We start from the raw sequence: 18,998 nt of genomic DNA on the forward strand, positions 1-18,998 counted from the left end.
TCAGCGGTCGTTCACTATACGGTTAGGGCTTTAGTCGTCGTTAGAGTGACGAAACCGTCTAGACAGGTTAGAGTGGCTGACTATAACCAACAACCAGTAGCTAGCGTATGAATCTTGCAAAGCTTATTCTCCTTGCCTGTCCCGTTGTTCTAACGTCAATGTTGATGGAAGCAGTTCCTGCCCATGCGTTTGAGGCTGCCACTCCTTTGCAGGTACCGCAAGTGAATGTGGCGCAAACGGCTGTTGATCACCTAAATTTAACTGCTTCAAATCTAAGGTCTGATCAACCCCTCATTCCAACAGGTTGCGGCTGTACACAGTGCTTCAAGGCGGAGCAACTGCTACAAGGTCGTTTACCTGGATTCTAGGGAAACTGGTTTGCTTAGGCGATCTCCCCTTTTTCTGCAAGCGGTCAGCAGCCAAAGCAGTGGTGCTTAGTCATCGCGTCTGAGGAACTTGAAGCCGTTAATTGGACTGGCTGGTGGTTTTAGCTGGGTGGAAGTCAAAATTCCCTGAGACGGGCTGAATAGTAATGCCAACAAAAACAAACTGGATGACACCAGTACGATCGCTGGACCCGAAGGCAAGTTCTGGTAGTAACTGAGGTAGACACCAGCGATACTGGCGATCGCGCCCAGAACAGCCCCCACAAGCATCATCTGATGCAATTCTTTGACTAACAAATAAGCGGTCAACGCCGGGCCAACCAGTAGAGAAATCACCAGAATGACTCCTACTGCTTGCATACTGACAATGATCGTCAGCGTGATAGCGACCATGAAGCCAAAGTAAATGGTGTTAATCGGTAAACCGATCGCCTGGGCACCCGTTTTGTCAAAGGTGTAGAACAACAATTCCTTGTAGAACAGTTTGACGACCAACAGAATTAAACCCGCAATTACGAACGTTCGCTGAATGTCGAGGGGTGTCACTCCCAGAATATCGCCGAACAGAAAGCTGTCTAGATCAAGCTTGTTTTTCAATACGGTAATCAGCGTGATTCCTAGCGCGAAAAAAGTCGAAAAGGTCAGCGCCATTGCGGCATCGACCTTAACTCGTGTTTGAGCACGAATCCAGGTAATGAGCAAAGCACCGAGAATGCCAGAACCGAACGCACCGATCAGAATATCAATACCCAGAAAGAAAGAGATGGATAAGCCTGGTAGAACGCAGTGCGCGACCACATCTCCTAGCAAGGCCATGCGCTGCACAATCAGGTAACTGCCGACCACTGGACAAAGAATGCCAACCAGCACACCGATCGCGATCGCGTTTCGCATGAATTCGTAGCCAAGCGGTTCTAGCAGCAGGTTGAGCATGGGGAATGGGGAGTGAGGAATTTAACAGAAGAATGATGTCTCTATATCTTGATGCAATGGCTTGCCCAAAGGGGTGCCGTAGGCTTGACACAAGTTTTCGGGAGTCATCACGTGTTGCGGTGAACCATCTGCAATCAGGCATTGATTGAGTAACAGCAAGCGATCGAGTTGATTGAGCGACTGTCCCCATTCGTGAGTGCTCAGGAGTAAAATTTTGCCCTGCGATCGCAACTCCTCAAACACTTGCAGCATGATGGCTTGGGTTTTCTGATCGACACCCGTAAAGGGTTCATCAAACAAGAATAGATCCGCTTGTTGAGCTAACGCACGGGCTAGGAACACCCGTTGCTGCTGTCCGCCGGAGAGTTCATTAATGCGGCGATCACGAAGATCGAGCATCTCGACTTGTGCCAGTGCCGCTTTAGCCATTGCTTTTGCCGCTCGACCAGGACTGCGAAACCACCCTAGCTGACGAGTTCGCGCCATCATGACAACGTTCCAGACCGTGATGGGGTAATCCCAATCAATGTGCGATCGCTGCGGGATGTATGACACTCGCTCTAACTGCTGGTGGAGTGGACAGGTGCAGTAGTGAACCACACCGCCCGATGTAGGCACCAAGCCTAACAACGCTTTAAGCAGCGTACTTTTACCTGCCCCGTTGGGTCCAATGAGGCCTACCAGTTGCCCTGGACTCACCTGGAAGCTCACCGGATCAAGTCCGCGCACGCTTCGATAATTGACAGCAAGCTGCTGAACCTCTAACATGAAAACCTGCAATGAGAACGATTATCATTATAGGCTTGCAAAGGGATTCAAAGATTAAAACATCATGCTTATTCAGCGCCATCGAACTCTAGGAAGCACACTACTCGCCCTCACGGTCAGCATCCTTAGCGCCTGTGCCTCATCCACGCCAACCAGCCAAACTAACCCCGCAACTTCTACGAATACCGCCGCGACCAGTACGAATTTGAAAGTGCTTGCTACCAGCAGTGTCCTATGTGATTTAACCAAGACCGTTGCCGCCAATACGATCGATTTGACGTGCCTGGTCAAAGCAGGAACCGACTCCCACGCTTATGAGCCAACTCCGGAAGACCGTAGGGCGATTGAAGATGCCCAACTTGTGCTCTACTCCGGCTACGACTTTGAACCCAGCTTGATCAAGCTCATCAAAGCCTCCTCTAATCCTGCCACCAAAGTTGCAGTGGGTGAAGTGGCAGTTCCTAAGCCTCTCATGGGTGAACATGAGCATGAACACGGTGAGGAACATGCTGAGGGTAAGAAACCTGCTGAAGGGGAAAAGCAGGCGGAAGCAGCAGAACCCGACCCGCATATCTGGCACAACGCCAAAAATGGGATTCAGATGGTGAAAGTGATTCAAGCCAACCTGACGAAAGCGGCTCCGGCAAACGCTGACCTGTATGCCAAAAATGCTCAAGCCCTGACCGCAGAACTGACTCAGGTTGATGGTTGGATTAAGGCTCAAATTGCAACCATTCCATCCGCCTCTCGCAAGCTAGTGACCACTCACGATGCATTAGGCTACTACTCTGCGGCATACGGAATTCCAGGTGAAGGGGCATTGCAGGGGATTAGCACTGAAGAAAAACCCACTGCCGCACGGGTAAAAGAATTGACTGAGGCGATTAAAGCTGACAAGGTGCCGACCATTTTTGCAGAAGTGTCAGTCAATCCCAAGTTGATTAAGACCGTGGCAAAAGAGGCAAACGTGAAGCTCTCAGACCAGGAACTGTTTACCGATGGGTTGGGAGAAACAGGCTCTGGGGGCGATACCTACCTCAAAATGCTGGTTGCCAATACAAGAGCGATCGTTGAAGAGTTAGGCGGTCAATATGCCGCATTTCAGCCGAAGTAATTTACTTACCCAGGTAACAGTGGCAATCCGGCTTCTCAATTAACGATTCTACCAGGGCATTGAGTACGGTGGCGGCGAGTAAACCACCCCCTAACGTTCCTTCAACAGTAATAAAGGGAATGCCGGACTGCATCAGTTTACGCTTCGCCGCCGGGGCATGACTGAAGCCAATCGGCAGCCCAATCACCAAAGCAGGCCGAAGAATGCGTTGATGAATTGCCTCACAGACTGCCAGTAGGACTGAGGGTGCATAGCCAATCACGATCACACATCCGACTGGAAGTTGGTGCAAGCGATTTTTCCAGGCATGATTCTGCCAGAATGCTTGTTCGGCTTCGGCAGCACTGGTGATATGCGGATTGTCAATCAGCGTTTGCATCGGACAACCCAAGTGAGCTAGTCGGGTTTGGTCGATCGCCGTGCTCACCGTGAGTACATCCACCACCACCAGACAACCCGATTTGAAAGCGGTGCGGCTAGCAGCGAGGGCTTGATTTCCCAACCGCACAAATGGCACTAAACTGACATCGCCACTCGCTAGCACTAGCTTAGAGAGCAAATTCACCTCAATTTCTGATCGATCTGACAGGTCAGGCAGCAATCGCTTCAGCGACTCCTGAAAGGCTTCGGGATGGGCATGAACTTGGGCATCCAAGCCGCACCATAGTTTTTCCAAGCCGCCCAACCCAGTTTGTGTTTCCACTTCCAGCAGCTTGAGTTGAGCCAGAACCTCAGCTTGGGTGGTTTGACAATGGCGATCGCGTCCCAATAGCCCTTCTAGCGCGGATGCGGTCTGCCGCAGTTGTGCGATTTGCCCAATGATCGTGCGGTACTGCTGCTGCAACTGCGCCATCAATGTTGCTTGTTCTACTTCCGGCTCTGCTTCCAAAAGTTTGTGAATGTGGGACAACTGAAAGCCCTGCTGTTTCAGCGCCACAATGCGTTGCAGTCGTTGCACGTCCTGATCCGTATAAAGGCGATAGTTACCGGGCGATCGCTCTGGTTGAGGCATTAATCCCAACTGGTGATAATGCCGCACCATCCGGGGGGTAATATCGCTACCAACCGCATCTGTCAGTTCTTTGATGGTTAAACATGAGTCAGCCATGTATGGTTTCTAAAAGTAGAATATTGAATTAGTTGTTTTGTGCTGCATCTACAATTGAAACTATTAATTTCTCAATACAACTTTCCCAGAAAATATTCTTTTTGATTTCATCAAAACTTGTAGTTCCAGGCCATGCTCCTTTCAAAAGACAAAAGTACTCTTTCCCTAGTAAAGCTTGATGTCTTTCATCTTTGAAGCCACCCCAATTCAAATCGGTCATCACTAGGAGATAGGCTTTTGCTTTAGAAAATTCCGCTATAAGTTGAGTTTTTCTTGCTTCAAAATGTTCTTCCCAGTTACCTCGATTCCAACCCAATTGAGTTTTACATTCAACGATGGCAATCAGTTCGTCGTTCTTCCAAATCGATATATCTGGTCGGATAGAACCTCTCTTTCTTCTAACTTGACGCTCTGAATGAATTTCTAGTCCAATTTCTGGGCGTTCAAGAACAAGTTTTAAGAAAAAAGCAACTGACTCAACAAAATAATCTGCGCCTGCTGTTATGTATCGCTTTCTCAATAAATTCTTGATTGCATACTGCATTTCATAGTATGTATTTAGCCTCTCAAGCAAGCATAAAGTTATCTCATTTGAGGTCAGGTTTATCTCAAATGAATGCTGAACTTCCAAAATTGATTTAAGAGAAAGATATTGGCTCTTCAAACTCTCAAGATAGGCTTGTTCTAAATCGGAGAGTTCCATTTGAATTTGGCTATAGCGCAGTCTACACTGATCTAACCTTGACATTAACACCAATGTCAAGGTTTAGAGTGGAAAAGTTCTCTCATGCACGGCTCATGTTTCACCAATCACGGCTCCCCCAACTGGTAAACACCCACTCAGAAGTGTTTGCGGCGATTCTCTGTGGCTGCTTTCTCTTGTTGGGTTGGATGGCGCTACACCTCGGATGGGATGGACTGGCACTGCTGATTTTGCCTATGGCTTATGTCGTTGGCGGATATGAGAGCGCCCGTGAAGGATTGACAACGCTCATCAAAGAAAAAGAACTCGACGTAGATTTGCTGATGATTGTGGCAGCCTTGGGAGCCGCCGGACTGGGCTTGTGGCGACAGGAATACTACCTGATCGTTGATGGGGCAGCGTTGATTTTGATCTTTGCAATCAGTGGCGCATTGGAAGACTACGCAATGCAGCGCACCGCTCGCAGCATTCGCAGCTTGATGAGCCTGACTTCTGACACGGCACAAGTGTTGCGATCAGGCAGAGAAGTATCCGTTTCCATTGATCAATTAGAGTTGAGCGATCAAATTGTGGTCAAGCCAGGAGAACTCATTCCAACCGACGCGCTGATTCTAGAAGGATTTAGTACGTTGAATCAAGCAGCGATTACAGGTGAATCGATTCCGGTTGAAAAGACAGTTGGGGATGAGGTCTTCGCCGGGACACTCAATGGCAATGGAGCCTTAAAACTCAAAGTCCATCAACCGCCAGAGAGTAGTCTGCTGCGGCGTGTGATTCGCTTAGTGGAGCAGGCACAAACAGAGACACCCCCTTCCCAACAATTTATTGAACGCTTTGAACATGGGTATGCTCGTGTCATTTTCGTGGCTGGACTGTTGCTGGCGGTGCTGCCGCCCTTCCTGCTGCACTGGAGTTGGGAAACGACGATTTATCGGGCATTAATTTTTCTCGTCGTCGCATCGCCCTGTGCGTTAGTAGCAGCAATTATGCCGACACTGCTATCGGGCATCGCCAATGGTGCAAGACAGGGAATTTTGTTCAAGAACGGTGCCCAGTTAGAGCAGATTGGCAACGTACGGGCGATCGCCTTTGATAAAACGGGAACGCTTACAACCGGACAGCTACAAGTTTGCCAGGTGATTCCGGCAACAGGCTTTTCCGAAGCAGAAGTTTTGCAAGTTGCCGGCGCTTTAGAATCTGGTTCAGAGCATCCGATTGGGGCGGCAATCGTTCAAGCTGCCCAAGAGTTAGACTGGTCACGCGCCACAGAAGTGCAGGCTCACCCTGGTCGAGGCATTGCAGGGATTTGGCGCAAGCAATCAGTGTTTGTGGGCACTGCTAACTTTATCAATCAATCCATTGCCGATTTACCCATTGAACTGGTGCAGTGTGTGAATTCGCTAGAGCAAGACGGCAAAACCGTGGTCTGGGTAGCTCAGGCTCAGCAAGTAATTGGCGTAATTGCGATCGCCGATCAAGTGCGACCCGAAGCAGCACGGGCGATCGCTCAACTCAAAAAGCTGGGCATTGAGCAAATCATTATGCTGACAGGCGACAACCAGCGCACGGCTCACAGCATTGCTCAGGCGATCGGCATCGATCAAGTTTATGCTGAACTGTTACCAGAAGATAAGCTGCACCTCATTCGTCAACTGCAAAACCAATACAAGACGGTGGCAATGGTTGGGGATGGGATTAATGATGCGCCCGCCTTAGCTCAAGCCTCTGTTGGTATTGCGATGGGCGTTGCTGGCAGCGATGTGGCTCTCGAAACCGCTGACATCGTGTTAGTGACAGATCGGTTAGAGAAAATTGCAGTAGCCGTCAAATTGGGACGGCGATCTCACCGAGTCGTCAAACAAAATATTGTATTTGCGATCGGTTTTATTGTGCTGCTCGTAGCGGTCAACTTTGCAGGTAATATCACTCTACCCCTCGGTGTTATTGGACATGAAGGATCGACAGTACTGGTCATTCTAAGTGGGTTACGATTGCTCAAAAATTAGCCGGGGAACGGCTGAAATTTATGCTTGGAGGCTGCGCCTAGCTTTGGTATTAGCTCAACTCTTAATGATGTAAAATCACAGCGCGACCTTTTCGCTTTCTCTATGAAAAAACAAGAATCTGCTGTCGTGTTCGACCAAGAGCGCGCTTCTGCCTACGACAAGCGGTTCGCTAAATTGGCTCCCCTGCGCGATGCAATTCATTTGCTAATGCACATGATATTTTCTGAGCTTCCCACGGATGCACACATTGTCTCTTATGGCAAAGATGTCGCCTTGTTGCCACCGCAAAAAATTGAAGCAATCATTGCATCGAGCGGCTTTGACTCGCCTATATTGTTTTTTCAAACTCTTCTTATTCGCGCCTAGTATTCCAGACGAACTCCCTGAATTATACGGAATTGCGGAAGGCAGTACTTTTTGACCAGATTAAATTGCTTGAATCCAATCAAAGCCCACTTTGCCTTGAACTATCACAGGATGCTGCATCAACCATTGGCACCGCTTGACTAAGACATCCTCTAAAGCATCAAGATTGTCAAACACTTGATTAGCGATTGCTTCGCGCAGCAAAGACCAGACACATTCAGTGGGTTGCAGTTGGGGGGTATAGGGCAATAGCGGGTAGAAGAAAATGCCGGGGGGCACCTGAAGTTTTTGGCTCATATGCCACGCGGCCTGATCAACCAATAGAATGATCAACTGCTGACGATGGGGATTGACCTGAGCCGCAAATAGCTCTAACGCCATCTGCATCATGGAGACATTGGCACGGGGCAATAAAAGGAAGTAGCTCGCTCCAGTGGCAGGATGGACAAAACCATAGGTGTAGACCCATTGATAGCGGCGAGAATGATGCGCTGATGGGCGTTCTCCTATGGGTGCCCAAACCCGCCTGACAATGGGTTGCAAGCCTAATCGAGCTTCGTCTTCCGCCCAAATTACAATCTCCCGATTGGGAAACAACGAGCGCAACCACGCCACATGACCTGCTAATCCTGCTTTGAACTCTGCTTGCTGCTCAAGGGTTGCGCTTTGATGATGCACCGGACGCGGCACCTGCAAGCTCAACCCCAAACGTCGTAGATACTTCCAGGCTGTTGAGGGGTGTAAGCAAATGCCAAAGTAGGTTTCGATATACTCCCCAACTTTCGGTCCACTCCAGAGTCCGCCATCATCCGGGGCACTCTGTAAGCGTTGCCGCAATAGCCGTTGCTGTTCATCACTTAAAGCCAACCGATTGCCCCCAGGGTTCAAGCGTTGCCGATTGACTAGTCCGACCGCACCCTCGGCGTTGTAGCGACGGGCAATTTTCCGCACTCCACTACAACTGAGTCCACAAATCTCAGCGGTTTGTTCGATGCTCATCGGAGTCTTTGGATGACTGAGCAATCGAATCACCAACCAACGGTTTTTCTCGCCAGCATCTTGGCACTGAACATACCGCTGAGTTAGATCTGCGTAGTCTAGATGAGGGCTAATTTGAGTGCGGGGTCGAGGCATGGACAGAGTACCTTTTTCATCTTGCTAAATGATACTCCCCTACTCAATTCCGTATTAGACGTTGCCAACAGTTTCCGAATGGCATTGCTCCTTGCTACAGCTTCGGCTGTCGCTTGTTCCTCTCCAACGGTGTGTGAGCTTGGTCGGTCAGTGTCAATCAAAGGACCGTTTGTTTTACAAGTGGGGTTAAAGAAGCAATTGGGCGTTTCAGCTCTCAAACTCTGTAAAACAAGTCGTCAATGAATTTGTGTATTAAAAAGCAGACGGTTGTGACAAGTTTTGAATGCAGTGACTCCGTTGCAACTTTGTCACTGCATTCAAATATCAACAACAACGCAGCAACAAGCCTGAATTAAGAAGACTTAGGAATGGACGTGTTTCTGACACCGGAGCTAGAGCCAAACGCTTATTAAGCGTCTACTGCGGAAATACAGCTATCCACCTGATAAAGCAGAAGAACCTACTCAAACCGTCATCCAACAAGCTGAAACTTTTGTAAAACTGGGCATCATAATAATCGATGGCCTTGCTAGGTTGAAAATAGAGAAGTTCACGTCAAGCCTACGCAGCTTGGTTTGATTTCAGCGGTAAACCAATCTGAGGTTTGCAATCTGTAAAAGTCAGTGAATCGGTATCTAGAAAGTCTGCCAACGCCATTTCTAGCACCAGTTCAATGCTGTAGCCAATCTGTTTTGCATGATTGAGGTAAGCTTCCCGAATATGATCTGGCAGCACGGCTAGTAGCATCAATGCTGCATCGTAGCTTAAATGCTTCTTGTCAGTCTCTGGGAGAGTGTGCATCATCATGTCCTCTAATCTCTATTAGGGTACTGAGCGTTGTACGGTGGCTGTGTGGCATGGATGAGAATGCCTTCTAGCTCGTCTCCTAATTTTAGAACATCTGCCATCGTAAGCGGTACGAATGAGATGGCTACATCCCGATGATCATAATCATCTAGCCAAGACCAACTACACGCTTTGTGTCCTCCTCTAAAACGCTCCCGTAACTTTTTTGCTTTACCTAGATATAGTAATCCACGCTCTCGGTGCCTTACTGCATACAAGCCGGGCATCAGTGGGAGAGAGCGAAACTCGCGGGTAATCGATGCACACGACTCAAACGGCACAGATGTGAGTGCTTGCAACAGTTCTCTAGCCTGCTCCTCAAGTTCTTTCAAAATCAACCCTCAAGTTCTTTCAATTTATTGTGTGCTAGAAGCTAGACCACTTCGGAGACTAATGAGCGTAGATCTACCAGGAGTTGCTCCAACTTCTTTTGCTTTTTGGGATCATCCCAAATCTTCGACCTCTTGACAATGCGAAAAACATCGTCAATCTGGCTTTTCAAGGGAACCTCCTCGGCAACCGCAGTTTTAACCTTGAGACTAGCAATGCGTTCTTTGATTTGAATTAAAGAGAGGTCTTGAGTAATCGCATCTTTCAACAACTCTTGACGTTGACCTTCATCCTTTACGCGAGCGATCGATTGGGCTTTGGTGTAAGCTATTTGTCCTCGACGCAAAGCCTCCAAAATCTCGAGAGGTAAGTTTAATAGTGAAAGTCGATTAGTGACAAAGGATGTCCAGTTGACTCCAACTTGAGTAAAAACTTTTTTGATAATTTCGCTGAACATAACGTTATGTTCAGGAGCAGGAGCAGGTCTTCCTTGTGCTTCATTTCGCATTCGATGCAGCAAAGAGACAACCTCCTCCCTAGGCTTTCCTAGCTCTACTTCCAGAAGTTGCAGAATTCCTTCCGCCTCCTCTACAGGATTCAGGTCTTCCCGCTGAAGATTTTCGATCAGTGCGATTTGCAGGGCTTCTTTGTCCGCCAACTCACGAATCACAACAGGAACTTCTGCAAGTTGTGCGCTCTGAGATGCTCTAAATCGGCGCTCTCCAGCAACTAACTCATATAGTCCATTCGGCAACGAGCGAACTAATAAGGGTTCTAAAATTCCGTGTTCTATAACCGATAGAGTGAGCTGCTCCATTTTTTGAGGATCGAAATACCGTCTGGGTTGCTTGTTTGGAAGAGAAATCTTGTCTATGGGAACAGTGACAGGCGACACAGATGAACCTGTTTCAGTCGATTGATCATGCTTTCCAAACAGCAAGTCTATCCCCTTAATTTGCCTGCCATAGGGTTCGCTTCGCTTAGTTGTCATTTCAGTGCTCTCAACCCTTTTGAGATTGTTCTGAGTATTGGGACAATAGGATGTCGGGGACTGTAGACCTCCAAAGGCATCAGCTTCTCTGAGGCATCAGCAAATGCTGTCGAGCGCGGAATCGGAGGGTAAATTTTAGCGAGACCAGATAATTGTTCTTGAATTGCTCCAAGTGTACGCTCATCTTGGGCATTCCGTTTATCAAACATGGTTGGAATAAAGCCAGCGATTTCTAAATTTGGGTTATGCCCAGATGAGCGAATCCGTGAGATTGTTCCTAGCAGCTTCTCGGTTCCCACAAATGCTTTAAATTGAGTTTGAATGGGGACAAGTACATAGGTTGCTGCCACTAAGCTAACAAGACTCAGCAGTCCTAAACTTGGTGGGCAATCAATTAAAACAAAATCATATTGATCCATTAGTGGTTCCAAAGCCTGCTTGAGTCGCATCTCTCGATTTAGCATTCCTGGCAGCTCAAGTTCTGCCGCACTCAGATTCAAATTTGCTGGAATCAGACTCATTCTGTGAATATTTTCAATAACAGGGGCTGGAGAATCGCCGACAACGGCATCGTAGACGGATTGCTCCAGATCTTCCGACTCCAACCCCATAAAAGTAGTAAGAGATGCTTGTGGGTCCATGTCTATGAGAAGAACATGACCATCCTTTTTGAAAGCAGACAAAGAATAACCTAAGTTTAAGACCAGAGATGTTTTTCCAACTCCCCCAGCTTGATTAAATAGTGCAATAACTTTTGCCATTTACTCCAATGCTAACTGCCTCGCATGAAGCATACCGCACTCGTGGGTGTTTGGTTACCTTCATTATTTAGGTGCATGGGGACTTCCAAGAACCCATCACCTTTAACTCCTTAATATAAAATTTGTCAGAAACCGCTTAGTCCTGCTTTTGAGTCTCGCCCTGATAGGTTCTCTAAAATTCAATCTAATTCAGGCTTTTCAGCTCATCTTGCATCTTTTTGCCCGTGTGTTGGCTCAACGCCTATTTGTTTTTCCAGCCCTAAAAAGTTTCTATAATTTCTGAATTCGCTTCAAGTAACTTTTGACTGTATTGTAAGCCAATCCAGTTTCCCGCTGCATTTGTCCTTGCGAATAGCCCGTTGTTTGCATCGTGGCTAATTTATCTTTCCATTCCTCAAAACCATCTGGTCTTCCTAAAACCTTCCCTTGAGATTGCACCCGCTGCAATCCGGCTTTTGTCCGCTCCGAAATTCGCACCGCTTCCTGTTGTGCAAAGTAGGAGAGCACACCAATCACAATATGGGACACGAGTTCGTTGTCGGTATCGAGCAGCGGTTCGGTATAGCTCTTGAATCGAACACCAAAACTGTCAAGCTGCTGAAGGTAAACAATCGTCTTGCGGATACCTTCACGGGTGAAGCGATCTAGCGACCAAAACAGCACGACATCAAATTTTCGCCGGGCCGCATCCTCAAACAAACGAGAAAAATTGCCTCGCTCCCGTTTGCCCTTTCGTCCAGACTCCTGATCTTTGTAAATGTCGTGAATTTGCCATCCTTGACGATCGCAAAACTCTTGTAGTTGCAGAAGCTGATTATCAGTGTCCTGTCCTTTATCGGTGGTCGAGACACGAAGATAGAGCGCAACAAGCGTGGGACGATTATTCTTGGTCATGCCACCAATAGTATCAAAAAAGGGTCGTTTTTTGATACCCCTTCTAGGCGAGCAGTAACTGTCGATTTAAGCCAGTTTCAGACGGCTTAAATTTATACCCCTTTTTTGACACCCTGTAATCGATCTCCACTGCACCGCCGTTACCAATCTGGATGAGATGGTGATCGCTACACTCAGCTTTTGAGCGTACCCGGAGCTTGGCTTTGATTTTCAGGTGTTACAGAACTCATGTGCAACCGCAAGTTTTGAGGCATTGATTTTGAGACGGGTTTTGAAACACCCAAAGTCTGATTTTGCCGTTCGTAGGAGATCGCTCTTATGAGTGTTTCTTTTGGGGTCGTTTGTTTGACAGATAACGACTGCGTTCAGAGGATGCAAGTCATACCAATTTAAATGGTTTCAATGACAGATAGTGCATTGAGGATAAAGGGGTAGCCCGTGAGAGAAGCAATCACTTGAGGGGTTAACTGGGATAAGAGTTGATCTACTCTGGATTGCAGTTGGTCAAGCGTTTTGAACGAAACCCACTTGAGATCCGCCTTGAGATATTCCCATAGCCTCTCAATTGGATTTATAGCGTTTCCGGCTCCTGTGAGGTACAAACTAAAGGCTCAAACCCTTGCTCTCTATTATTCTGCCCGTACCTCATCCGACAGAAAACCGCTATAACTCCGGACAGTAAGGCGGTTGGAACACCAGGATAATGTTCTGTGGCACAATCAACGCTTTGCCTTTGTGGAACCGTCCGTTATCCACTTGCAGGATATTGAGACTATCGGGGTAAGCCTTGGAGAACTCATCCAAGAAGCATTGGTAGCACTCGGTATCGACATGGGAGAACTGCCAGAAAAAGGATTCTCCGGTGGCAGGTTCCACAGCGCCATAGAGCCAGAATGCTTTGAACACCCGTTGCCATGAGCCAATGGGTTTCACTCCAAAGGCTGTAATCAAACGCCCGATAATGGTATGCAGCCCAAAGCGGCTCTCATCCCCAGCAAAATAGCGAATAGGTCGTTTATCCTGGCGCACTTGCCGAGCGTATTGGCTCAACAAATCGAGGTCGTCTGCAAGGTTTGCTTAAATGCCTCTCGTTGTGCTCGGTTCTGCTTGAGGTTGTTGGGGACGAGCCACTTTTAGCTTGGCTTTGAGCCGATAACGGGTCATCTGGTAGACCGCATGATACTGGGCTTCTATTCCTAAACTCTCCAAGAGCCACTGCTGCACCTCCCCATAGCTGTCAAACCCATTGTCCGGTTCCTGCAATCGCTTTGCTAAGGCAACTTCTGCCCACATTGGAATCATCCGGTTGCCTCCTCCTGGCGTTGGCTTGACCACCAGCAATGCCTCTAATCCTTGTGCTCGATACAGCGCTAACCACTTTTGCACCGTGCCTCGATGCCTGCCAATTGCAACCGCGATCTGGCTGATGCTCGGTGCTTGCGCTCGTTTGAGCCAGTACAACACTTGCAATCGTTCTTTAACTATCGGCTGTTCAACCGTTCGCAAGCGGGTGCCTAACTCCTCGAGACTTTCTTTAATTACGATTGCGCTGACACCAGCCATGATTAGACTCTCACCTCTACATTCCTCAGTTTATCTGATCTGTAACTACTCCAATTTAATTTGGTATGACTCTTTGATTCCGGGGTCAATTGTGGCAGCGACTGGCAGCTTTGATGCAGGCATTCTCAGCCTTGTTGTCGGTGCATGGCTGGCATCAGTGGTCATGTTTGTGTTAGGGCGAGTGATCCGGTATTGATAAAGACAAGATGATTGAACCAAACGTAGTGCCAAACAAATGTATCGTCTTCATGGCCACCACTTGAAAGCCTAATGATTTATAGAGTTTCTGCGCCCTCACATTACTCACGTCAACACTAATAAAAATAGGGCTTAATGCGATTTCTGCTTCGGCAATACACTGCGAAAGTAATTGGCGACCAATGCCCTGGTTTCGGTACCTGGCGCTTACAGCGAGATTGCTAACGTAAAAGCTTCCCACAGGATAGTCCTGTTGCAAAACATGCTGAAGTAGGAGATGTTGCACCAATTTTAACCAAAGCTTTTGACTGAAGTTGAGAATCTCGCCATAGTCATCAGCAGCAGTAACGCAGGCAGCAGGAACAAAAATGACAATTCCCACAGCGCGACGGTCGATTTCTGCAATTCGGATGTATTGATGGCTAAACCGATTGTGCGATCGCCGGACTAAATCGGTGAGACATGCGATCGCGTATGAGCCAAACATTAAGGCAAACAGTTCTGGCACTGACTCATAAATCAAACAGGCGACCTCCTTTGAATTATGGCGAGCCAATGACATAGGCAGATAATAGATTTCTTCGCTTTGGTGAGCCATGGTCAAAACTGAGACCTTATCGCACTACGATTTCGCCCCCAACATCTTTTCTCGTAGCGATGCTTCGCAGATACTGCAGGATCGTCTCCTGAAATTCTTGCAACAAAACCAATCAATTTCAATGGACTATCGGCACCCATTGCCTTAGCTGTTTGGGTAAAGCAATCACTTTCAACAACAATTTCACCATTTTTGTGATGGGCAAGATAACGGTTAAGCTAACCGGACGGAAACAATCTTTGCCACTCAAAAAACAGCCTACTGCCCCTGTCTACCTCAGGGACTATGTTATACAGCAGGTGATAAAGAGGATTTGATTGTTAAGATCCTCTTTAAGCAGATATAAATTCCTGATGCCATTGTAGAGCAACTTTATCCCAGCCAAACGAATCTTTAAAAGCTATTGCATCTTGTCTTAAATATTCTTGTTTTTCGGGATTTTTCAGTAAGTCTATCACTGCTTCAATAAAAGCATTATTTGTTTGCTCATTGCCAGCAGGCCCTTGGATTCTGACACCTGATTTCACAGTTTCGTCTAAACCTGCACATGTTGTTACTACTGGAACACAACCAGCAGCTTGTGCTTTCCAAGCACTAATACAGAAAATCTCGACATCTGTATGACAAGGGTAAACCCAGATTCCAGATTTGAATAATTCTTCAACTAGCTGTTTATGCCCAATTCTGCCATGTTCATAGACATTTTTTTGATCAAAAAGTTGTAAGAGTCTTTTCTTTTTATCTGGCAATTGAGGAAATTTATTGATATAGGGGGAATTAATTAAAGCATCAATTCCTTGCCAACCATAAAAAATGTGTAATTCAACATTTGGCACTTCGTTGAGAACCTGATCCCATTGAGCAAGTAAATTTTCAATACCTCTTGTATAATCACTAATCGAAATTAGTCTCCTAGGATTTCTAATAATTCCTGCTAAATTGAAGTCTTCTAGATTAATACCATTCGTCGTTAAAAATATCTTGTTTTCAGGAATCCAATCTGGGAGAAGTGATTTATGAAATTTAGACAACATAAAAAGTTTATCAAAACTTGATAGAAAATATAAACGCTGAGCCTCTTCTATCGGAGGAAATAATTGAGGGTTATCATGCATCCAAACAGCAGTTTTTTTGGCTTTAACTTTCATTTGCATAGGCTGTAGCCAAGCGCGATGAAAGATCAACACATTAAAGTTGTCTTGGGGATTAAATTTGTCAACAGACTGATAAACTACGCCGCCATACACCCCTGCCATATCACCGCATCTATTAAAAATAGTAACTTGATATCCCAAATTAACTAATTCTTGACTCAAGTAAATTATCGCTTCTTCACTGCCCCCAATACCTTTATTTACAGATAGAGGAGACCAATTTTCTACATGAAAGGGAAAATTGGAATAAATTACGATTGAGTTATTTTCCCAGTTCATTGTCATCTAATTTCTCCAAAAAAACTGTACATTCAAATTTGAGATCTTGTTTAAATAAAGAGATTTCAAGTAGGTTATAAATCGCTCTTTCCCCAATCTAATTCGCCATCATTTCTTTTACCTGTATCTAGCCTCAATCAGTTTTTCCAAGCTGTATAAAGAATCTATGTAAGCCGTGAGAGAGTAAAGACAACCCAACCCTCACCCCTGACTGCCTGACACATCTTTTTATGCCTTCATAGAATTATGGCTGACAGGTTAACGAACGGACGCGAGTAAACCAAATTTGGTCGTAGAAGTCGTGTTCTGCTCGTTTGGAAGCAAAAACAGGTTGCGGATCTTGAAGCAAGAGGGCAACCGGAGAGAGCAGTTCTCTTCCTTTGTGCATGACTCCTTGCAGCCAACGCAGCCCGATTTTGAGATAGCTAATTCATCGCCTCCAACGGGGGGCTACCTGTTGACACAACCTAGCTAATTGCACGGCCATGCCCTGAGTCGTGGCATAAAGCAGGGCAATGGCGCAGACCAAATAGAGCCGTTCTAGGGACCTAGGGGAGCGCAAACGCGAACCTTCTAACTCGAAGGCCCCTGACTTGCTGTCCAAAAACAATTCCTCTACACGAAACCTCAGGCATACTGCCAAAGCGTTTATAGGGTTGGAGCTTGGTCGGTAACTACCGACCAAGAATCTTTGGCTCCCTGGTATTGTCAATTAACCCAAAGGTAGAATAATCGTACTGGTTCCACTCGGTTCACGATTGCTGCCCCACTTACTCCCGTCATCGATTCCCCAGCGAAATTATTAGCCACTGTGTCTGGCTCTATTACACCTTTCCCTTAGTCTATCGGGACATCGAGAAGAAGATGCTGTTGAAACGATTCGGGAGTGGTGCCAGAAATTCGGGCAGCCGTACGCCAATCAACTGCGTCGTAAACGCGCGTTCATCGCGGATAAATGGCATCTCGACGAAATGGTGGTGACGATCAAGAAGCAGCAATATTATTTGTGGCGGGCCGTAGACTTAGAAGAGAACGTCCTGGAAGTATTGCTGCAACGGCATCGGGACATGAAGGCGGCAAAGCGATTCTTCCGTAAACTCCTCAAAAAAAAAGACTTCGTGCCACGGGTGATTGTCACCGATAAACTCAAGAGCTACGAAGCAGCAAAGAAGCAAGTGATGAAGAACGTGGAGCATCGACAGCACATGGGATGGAACAATTGAGCCGAGAACTCCCATCAACCGAATCGCCAAGAACTGCGCCAACGATTTCAAGATTGACGAGAAGTGGCTGGGCTAAAATCTGCTACGTAAATTGAGTGAACCTGACAATTGCGGGATTATTGTGCTTAATTTTGAACATCTCCGGTTAAGTTGACAATACCGACCCTAGACATAAACTACTTGACGGAACCCATCTGTTAGCTCAACTTCTCCTAGCGAATTAGTCTGAAGCCTGCGAAAATCTGACCTTAGCAGCCCAGCCCACCTTCGGCACTTTCCAGCACCTATGACTTCTCTAACTCCACCTCCTGGCAAGCTGGGTCTACCCATCCTGGGCGAAACCCTTTCCTTCCTCCGCGATCCCGACTTTGCTAAGAAGCGCCATCAGCAGTACGGTCCGATCTTTAAAACCCATCTGTTGGGTAACCCGACTGTCTTCCTCAAAGGTCCAGAGGCGAATGGCTTCGTCCTCACTCACGAAAACCAGTATTTTGTGGTCAGCTGGCCGCCTAGCGTGAAGAAGCTATTGGGACCGCTTTCGTTGGCACTGCAAACAGGGGCAGTGCACATCCAGCGTCGCAAGCTGATGGCTCAGGCCTTTCAGCCCCGTGCCCTAGCGGACTATCTTCCAGCAATGGTGGCGATCAGCGACCAGTACCTAGAAAGTTGGGCGGCTCTGGAAACCTTCGCTTGGTACCCAGAGCTACGGAACTATACGTTCGACATTGCTGGCAAGCTGCTGGTCGGTCTGGACCAAGCGTCTAAAACTGATCTGGGACACTGGTTTGAGACCTGGTGCGAGGGACTTTTCAGCTTACCTGTACACTTGCCCTGGACTCGCTTTGGCAAGGCTTACCGCTGCCGTGAGCAACTGCTCAACGGGCTGGAGGCGCTAATTCAGAAGCGGCGACAGCAGGGCGATCAGGGCAACGATGCTTTGGGGGTATTGCTCCGGGCTCGCGATGAGGACGGTCAGCAGTTAGAACTGGAAGAACTCAAGGATCAGGTGTTGCTGCTGCTGTTTGCAGGACACGAAACACTGACCTCTGCGCTTGCCTCTTTCTGCCTGCTTCTGGCTCAACATCCGGTGGTCAAAGCTAGAGCTAGAGCTGAACAGTCTCAGTTTGTGGGCGCACCTCTAACCCTGGAAACGCTAAAGCAGATGACTTATTTGGAGCAGGTCTTAAAGGAGGTGCTGCGGTGCGTTGCCCCTGTAGGGGGAGGGTTTCGGCAGGTTCTGGAGCCGTGTGAATTTGGCGGGTTTCTCATTCCTAGGGGGTGGAGCGTGCTCTATGAGATCAACTTGACCCACCAGGACAGGGCGCTTTTTCCGGCTCCTGAGCAATTCGACCCGGAGCGCTTTAACCCAGAACGGGCGGAGGACAAGGGAAAGCCTTTTAGCCATGTGCCTTTCGGCGGCGGAGTGCGGGAGTGCTTGGGCAAGGAGTTTGCCCGTCTAGAGATGAAGCTGTTCGCCGCTAAACTTTTGCAGGGGTATGACTGGAGCTTGTTGCCACAGGATTTGACACTGGTGATGGTGCCAACCCCCCATTCTAAAGAAGGACTGAAGGTTCAGTTTCACCGCGAGCCGCTCCAAAGCGTTCAAGAATAGACCGAGAGCGCGCTTGGTTAACTGCGCCCCG

At 47.5% G+C, this 18,998-nt stretch carries 23 protein-coding genes and 1 pseudogene; 8 read left to right on the forward strand and 16 right to left on the reverse strand.

Features of this window, described 5'->3' with window-relative positions; translation table 11 throughout:
• Window positions 1–107: 107 nt before the first annotated feature.
• Window positions 108–368, forward strand: a complete 261-nt coding sequence (locus tag JOY44_RS30385; protein ID WP_171577087.1) for a hypothetical protein — start codon at window positions 108–110, stop codon at window positions 366–368.
• A gap of 66 nt (window positions 369–434) precedes the next feature.
• On the opposite strand, the gene JOY44_RS30390 is transcribed toward JOY44_RS30385, so the two are convergent.
• Window positions 435–1,319, reverse strand: coding sequence for a metal ABC transporter permease (locus JOY44_RS30390; RefSeq protein ID WP_171577088.1), 885 nt, complete (start codon window positions 1,317–1,319; stop codon window positions 435–437).
• A gap of 21 nt (window positions 1,320–1,340) precedes the next feature.
• A complete protein-coding gene (locus JOY44_RS30395) occupies window positions 1,341–2,087 on the reverse strand; it encodes a metal ABC transporter ATP-binding protein (RefSeq protein WP_171577089.1) in 747 nt (248 codons plus the stop codon).
• A 64-nt stretch (window positions 2,088–2,151) separates the two neighbouring features.
• On the opposite strand from JOY44_RS30395, the gene JOY44_RS30400 reads away from it, so the two are divergent.
• Complete coding sequence (locus JOY44_RS30400; protein ID WP_171577090.1) at window positions 2,152–3,201, forward strand: metal ABC transporter solute-binding protein, Zn/Mn family; 1,050 nt, start codon at window positions 2,152–2,154, stop codon at window positions 3,199–3,201.
• Window position 3,202: 1 nt separating this feature from the next.
• Here JOY44_RS30400 and JOY44_RS30405 read toward each other — a convergent pair whose 3' ends face one another.
• Entirely contained in the window at window positions 3,203–4,309 is a 1,107-nt protein-coding gene (locus JOY44_RS30405; protein WP_171577091.1) for a precorrin-8X methylmutase, read from the reverse strand.
• A 28-nt stretch (window positions 4,310–4,337) separates the two neighbouring features.
• Window positions 4,338–5,012 (reverse strand): hypothetical protein, encoded by a 675-nt coding sequence (locus JOY44_RS30410; protein ID WP_171577092.1) that lies wholly within the window; start codon window positions 5,010–5,012, stop codon window positions 4,338–4,340.
• A gap of 95 nt (window positions 5,013–5,107) precedes the next feature.
• Here JOY44_RS30410 and JOY44_RS30415 point away from each other — a divergent pair, with 95 nt between their 5' ends.
• Window positions 5,108–7,018 (forward strand): heavy metal translocating P-type ATPase, encoded by a 1,911-nt coding sequence (locus tag JOY44_RS30415; protein WP_171577122.1) that lies wholly within the window; start codon window positions 5,108–5,110, stop codon window positions 7,016–7,018.
• A gap of 24 nt (window positions 7,019–7,042) precedes the next feature.
• Window positions 7,043–7,384: a hypothetical protein gene (locus JOY44_RS30420; protein ID WP_242541963.1), complete on the forward strand. Its 342-nt coding sequence runs from the start codon at window positions 7,043–7,045 to the stop codon at window positions 7,382–7,384.
• A 60-nt stretch (window positions 7,385–7,444) separates the two neighbouring features.
• Here the strand turns inward: JOY44_RS30420 and JOY44_RS30425 are convergent, their stop codons facing one another.
• Window positions 7,445–8,518, reverse strand: coding sequence for an IS630 family transposase (locus tag JOY44_RS30425; RefSeq protein WP_171574415.1), 1,074 nt, complete (start codon window positions 8,516–8,518; stop codon window positions 7,445–7,447).
• Between the two features lie 408 nt (window positions 8,519–8,926).
• Between JOY44_RS30425 and JOY44_RS30430 the strand changes: the two genes are divergently transcribed.
• A complete protein-coding gene (locus JOY44_RS30430) occupies window positions 8,927–9,097 on the forward strand; it encodes a type I restriction enzyme endonuclease domain-containing protein (protein ID WP_171577124.1) in 171 nt (56 codons plus the stop codon).
• Here the strand turns inward: JOY44_RS30430 and JOY44_RS30435 are convergent.
• From JOY44_RS30435 to JOY44_RS30470, 8 genes are all read right to left on the reverse strand, one after another.
• Window positions 9,080–9,325, reverse strand: a complete 246-nt coding sequence (locus JOY44_RS30435; RefSeq protein ID WP_242541964.1) for a hypothetical protein — start codon at window positions 9,323–9,325, stop codon at window positions 9,080–9,082. The two genes, JOY44_RS30430 and JOY44_RS30435, sit on opposite strands and share 18 nt — an antisense overlap.
• Before the next feature lie 5 nt (window positions 9,326–9,330).
• Window positions 9,331–9,696 (reverse strand): GIY-YIG nuclease family protein, encoded by a 366-nt coding sequence (locus tag JOY44_RS30440; RefSeq protein ID WP_242541965.1) that lies wholly within the window; start codon window positions 9,694–9,696, stop codon window positions 9,331–9,333.
• Between the two features lie 41 nt (window positions 9,697–9,737).
• Entirely contained in the window at window positions 9,738–10,685 is a 948-nt protein-coding gene (locus JOY44_RS30445) for a ParB/RepB/Spo0J family partition protein (RefSeq protein ID WP_171577094.1), read from the reverse strand.
• Window positions 10,682–11,446 carry a ParA family protein gene (locus tag JOY44_RS30450; RefSeq protein ID WP_171577095.1) on the reverse strand — a complete coding sequence of 255 codons (765 nt, stop codon included), beginning with the start codon at window positions 11,444–11,446 and terminating at the stop codon, window positions 10,682–10,684. Before JOY44_RS30450 ends, JOY44_RS30445 begins: the two co-directional genes overlap by 4 nt.
• A gap of 270 nt (window positions 11,447–11,716) precedes the next feature.
• Window positions 11,717–12,340: a recombinase family protein gene (locus tag JOY44_RS30455; protein WP_171577096.1), complete on the reverse strand. Its 624-nt coding sequence runs from the start codon at window positions 12,338–12,340 to the stop codon at window positions 11,717–11,719.
• 389 nt (window positions 12,341–12,729) lie between these two features.
• A complete protein-coding gene (locus tag JOY44_RS30460; protein ID WP_171577097.1) occupies window positions 12,730–12,942 on the reverse strand; it encodes a hypothetical protein in 213 nt (70 codons plus the stop codon).
• A 61-nt stretch (window positions 12,943–13,003) separates the two neighbouring features.
• A complete protein-coding gene (locus tag JOY44_RS30465; protein WP_171577098.1) occupies window positions 13,004–13,390 on the reverse strand; it encodes a transposase in 387 nt (128 codons plus the stop codon).
• A gap of 27 nt (window positions 13,391–13,417) precedes the next feature.
• On the reverse strand, window positions 13,418–13,903 hold the full coding sequence (locus tag JOY44_RS30470) for a helix-turn-helix domain-containing protein (protein WP_171571905.1): 486 nt from the start codon (window positions 13,901–13,903) through the stop codon (window positions 13,418–13,420).
• On the opposite strand from JOY44_RS30470, the gene JOY44_RS30475 reads away from it, so the two are divergent.
• The gene (locus tag JOY44_RS30475) at window positions 13,902–14,099 is read left to right on the forward strand and encodes a hypothetical protein (protein WP_171577099.1); all 198 of its coding nucleotides are present in this window, start codon (window positions 13,902–13,904) and stop codon (window positions 14,097–14,099) included. The two genes, JOY44_RS30470 and JOY44_RS30475, sit on opposite strands and share 2 nt — an antisense overlap.
• On the opposite strand, the gene JOY44_RS30480 is transcribed toward JOY44_RS30475, so the two are convergent.
• The 3 genes from JOY44_RS30480 to JOY44_RS32005 all read right to left on the reverse strand — a co-directional run bounded on the left by JOY44_RS30480 (window position 14,076) and on the right by JOY44_RS32005 (window position 16,520).
• Window positions 14,076–14,699: a GNAT family N-acetyltransferase gene (locus JOY44_RS30480; RefSeq protein ID WP_171577100.1), complete on the reverse strand. Its 624-nt coding sequence runs from the start codon at window positions 14,697–14,699 to the stop codon at window positions 14,076–14,078. The two genes, JOY44_RS30475 and JOY44_RS30480, sit on opposite strands and share 24 nt — an antisense overlap.
• Before the next feature lie 332 nt (window positions 14,700–15,031).
• A complete protein-coding gene (locus JOY44_RS30485) occupies window positions 15,032–16,138 on the reverse strand; it encodes a glycosyltransferase family 4 protein (RefSeq protein ID WP_203032239.1) in 1,107 nt (368 codons plus the stop codon).
• 238 nt (window positions 16,139–16,376) lie between these two features.
• Complete coding sequence (locus tag JOY44_RS32005) at window positions 16,377–16,520, reverse strand: hypothetical protein (protein ID WP_242541966.1); 144 nt, start codon at window positions 16,518–16,520, stop codon at window positions 16,377–16,379.
• Between the two features lie 410 nt (window positions 16,521–16,930).
• Between JOY44_RS32005 and JOY44_RS30495 the strand changes: the two are divergent.
• A pseudogene (locus tag JOY44_RS30495) lies at window positions 16,931–17,352 on the forward strand (IS6 family transposase); the annotation flags it as partial.
• 289 nt (window positions 17,353–17,641) lie between these two features.
• The gene (locus JOY44_RS30500) at window positions 17,642–18,967 is read left to right on the forward strand and encodes a cytochrome P450 (protein ID WP_171577102.1); all 1,326 of its coding nucleotides are present in this window, start codon (window positions 17,642–17,644) and stop codon (window positions 18,965–18,967) included.
• Window positions 18,968–18,998: the final 31 nt, after the last annotated feature.

The sequence above is a fragment of the Leptolyngbya sp. Cla-17 genome (assembly GCF_016807185.1).
Taxonomy (GTDB): domain Bacteria; phylum Cyanobacteriota; class Cyanobacteriia; order Leptolyngbyales; family Leptolyngbyaceae; genus ULC077BIN1.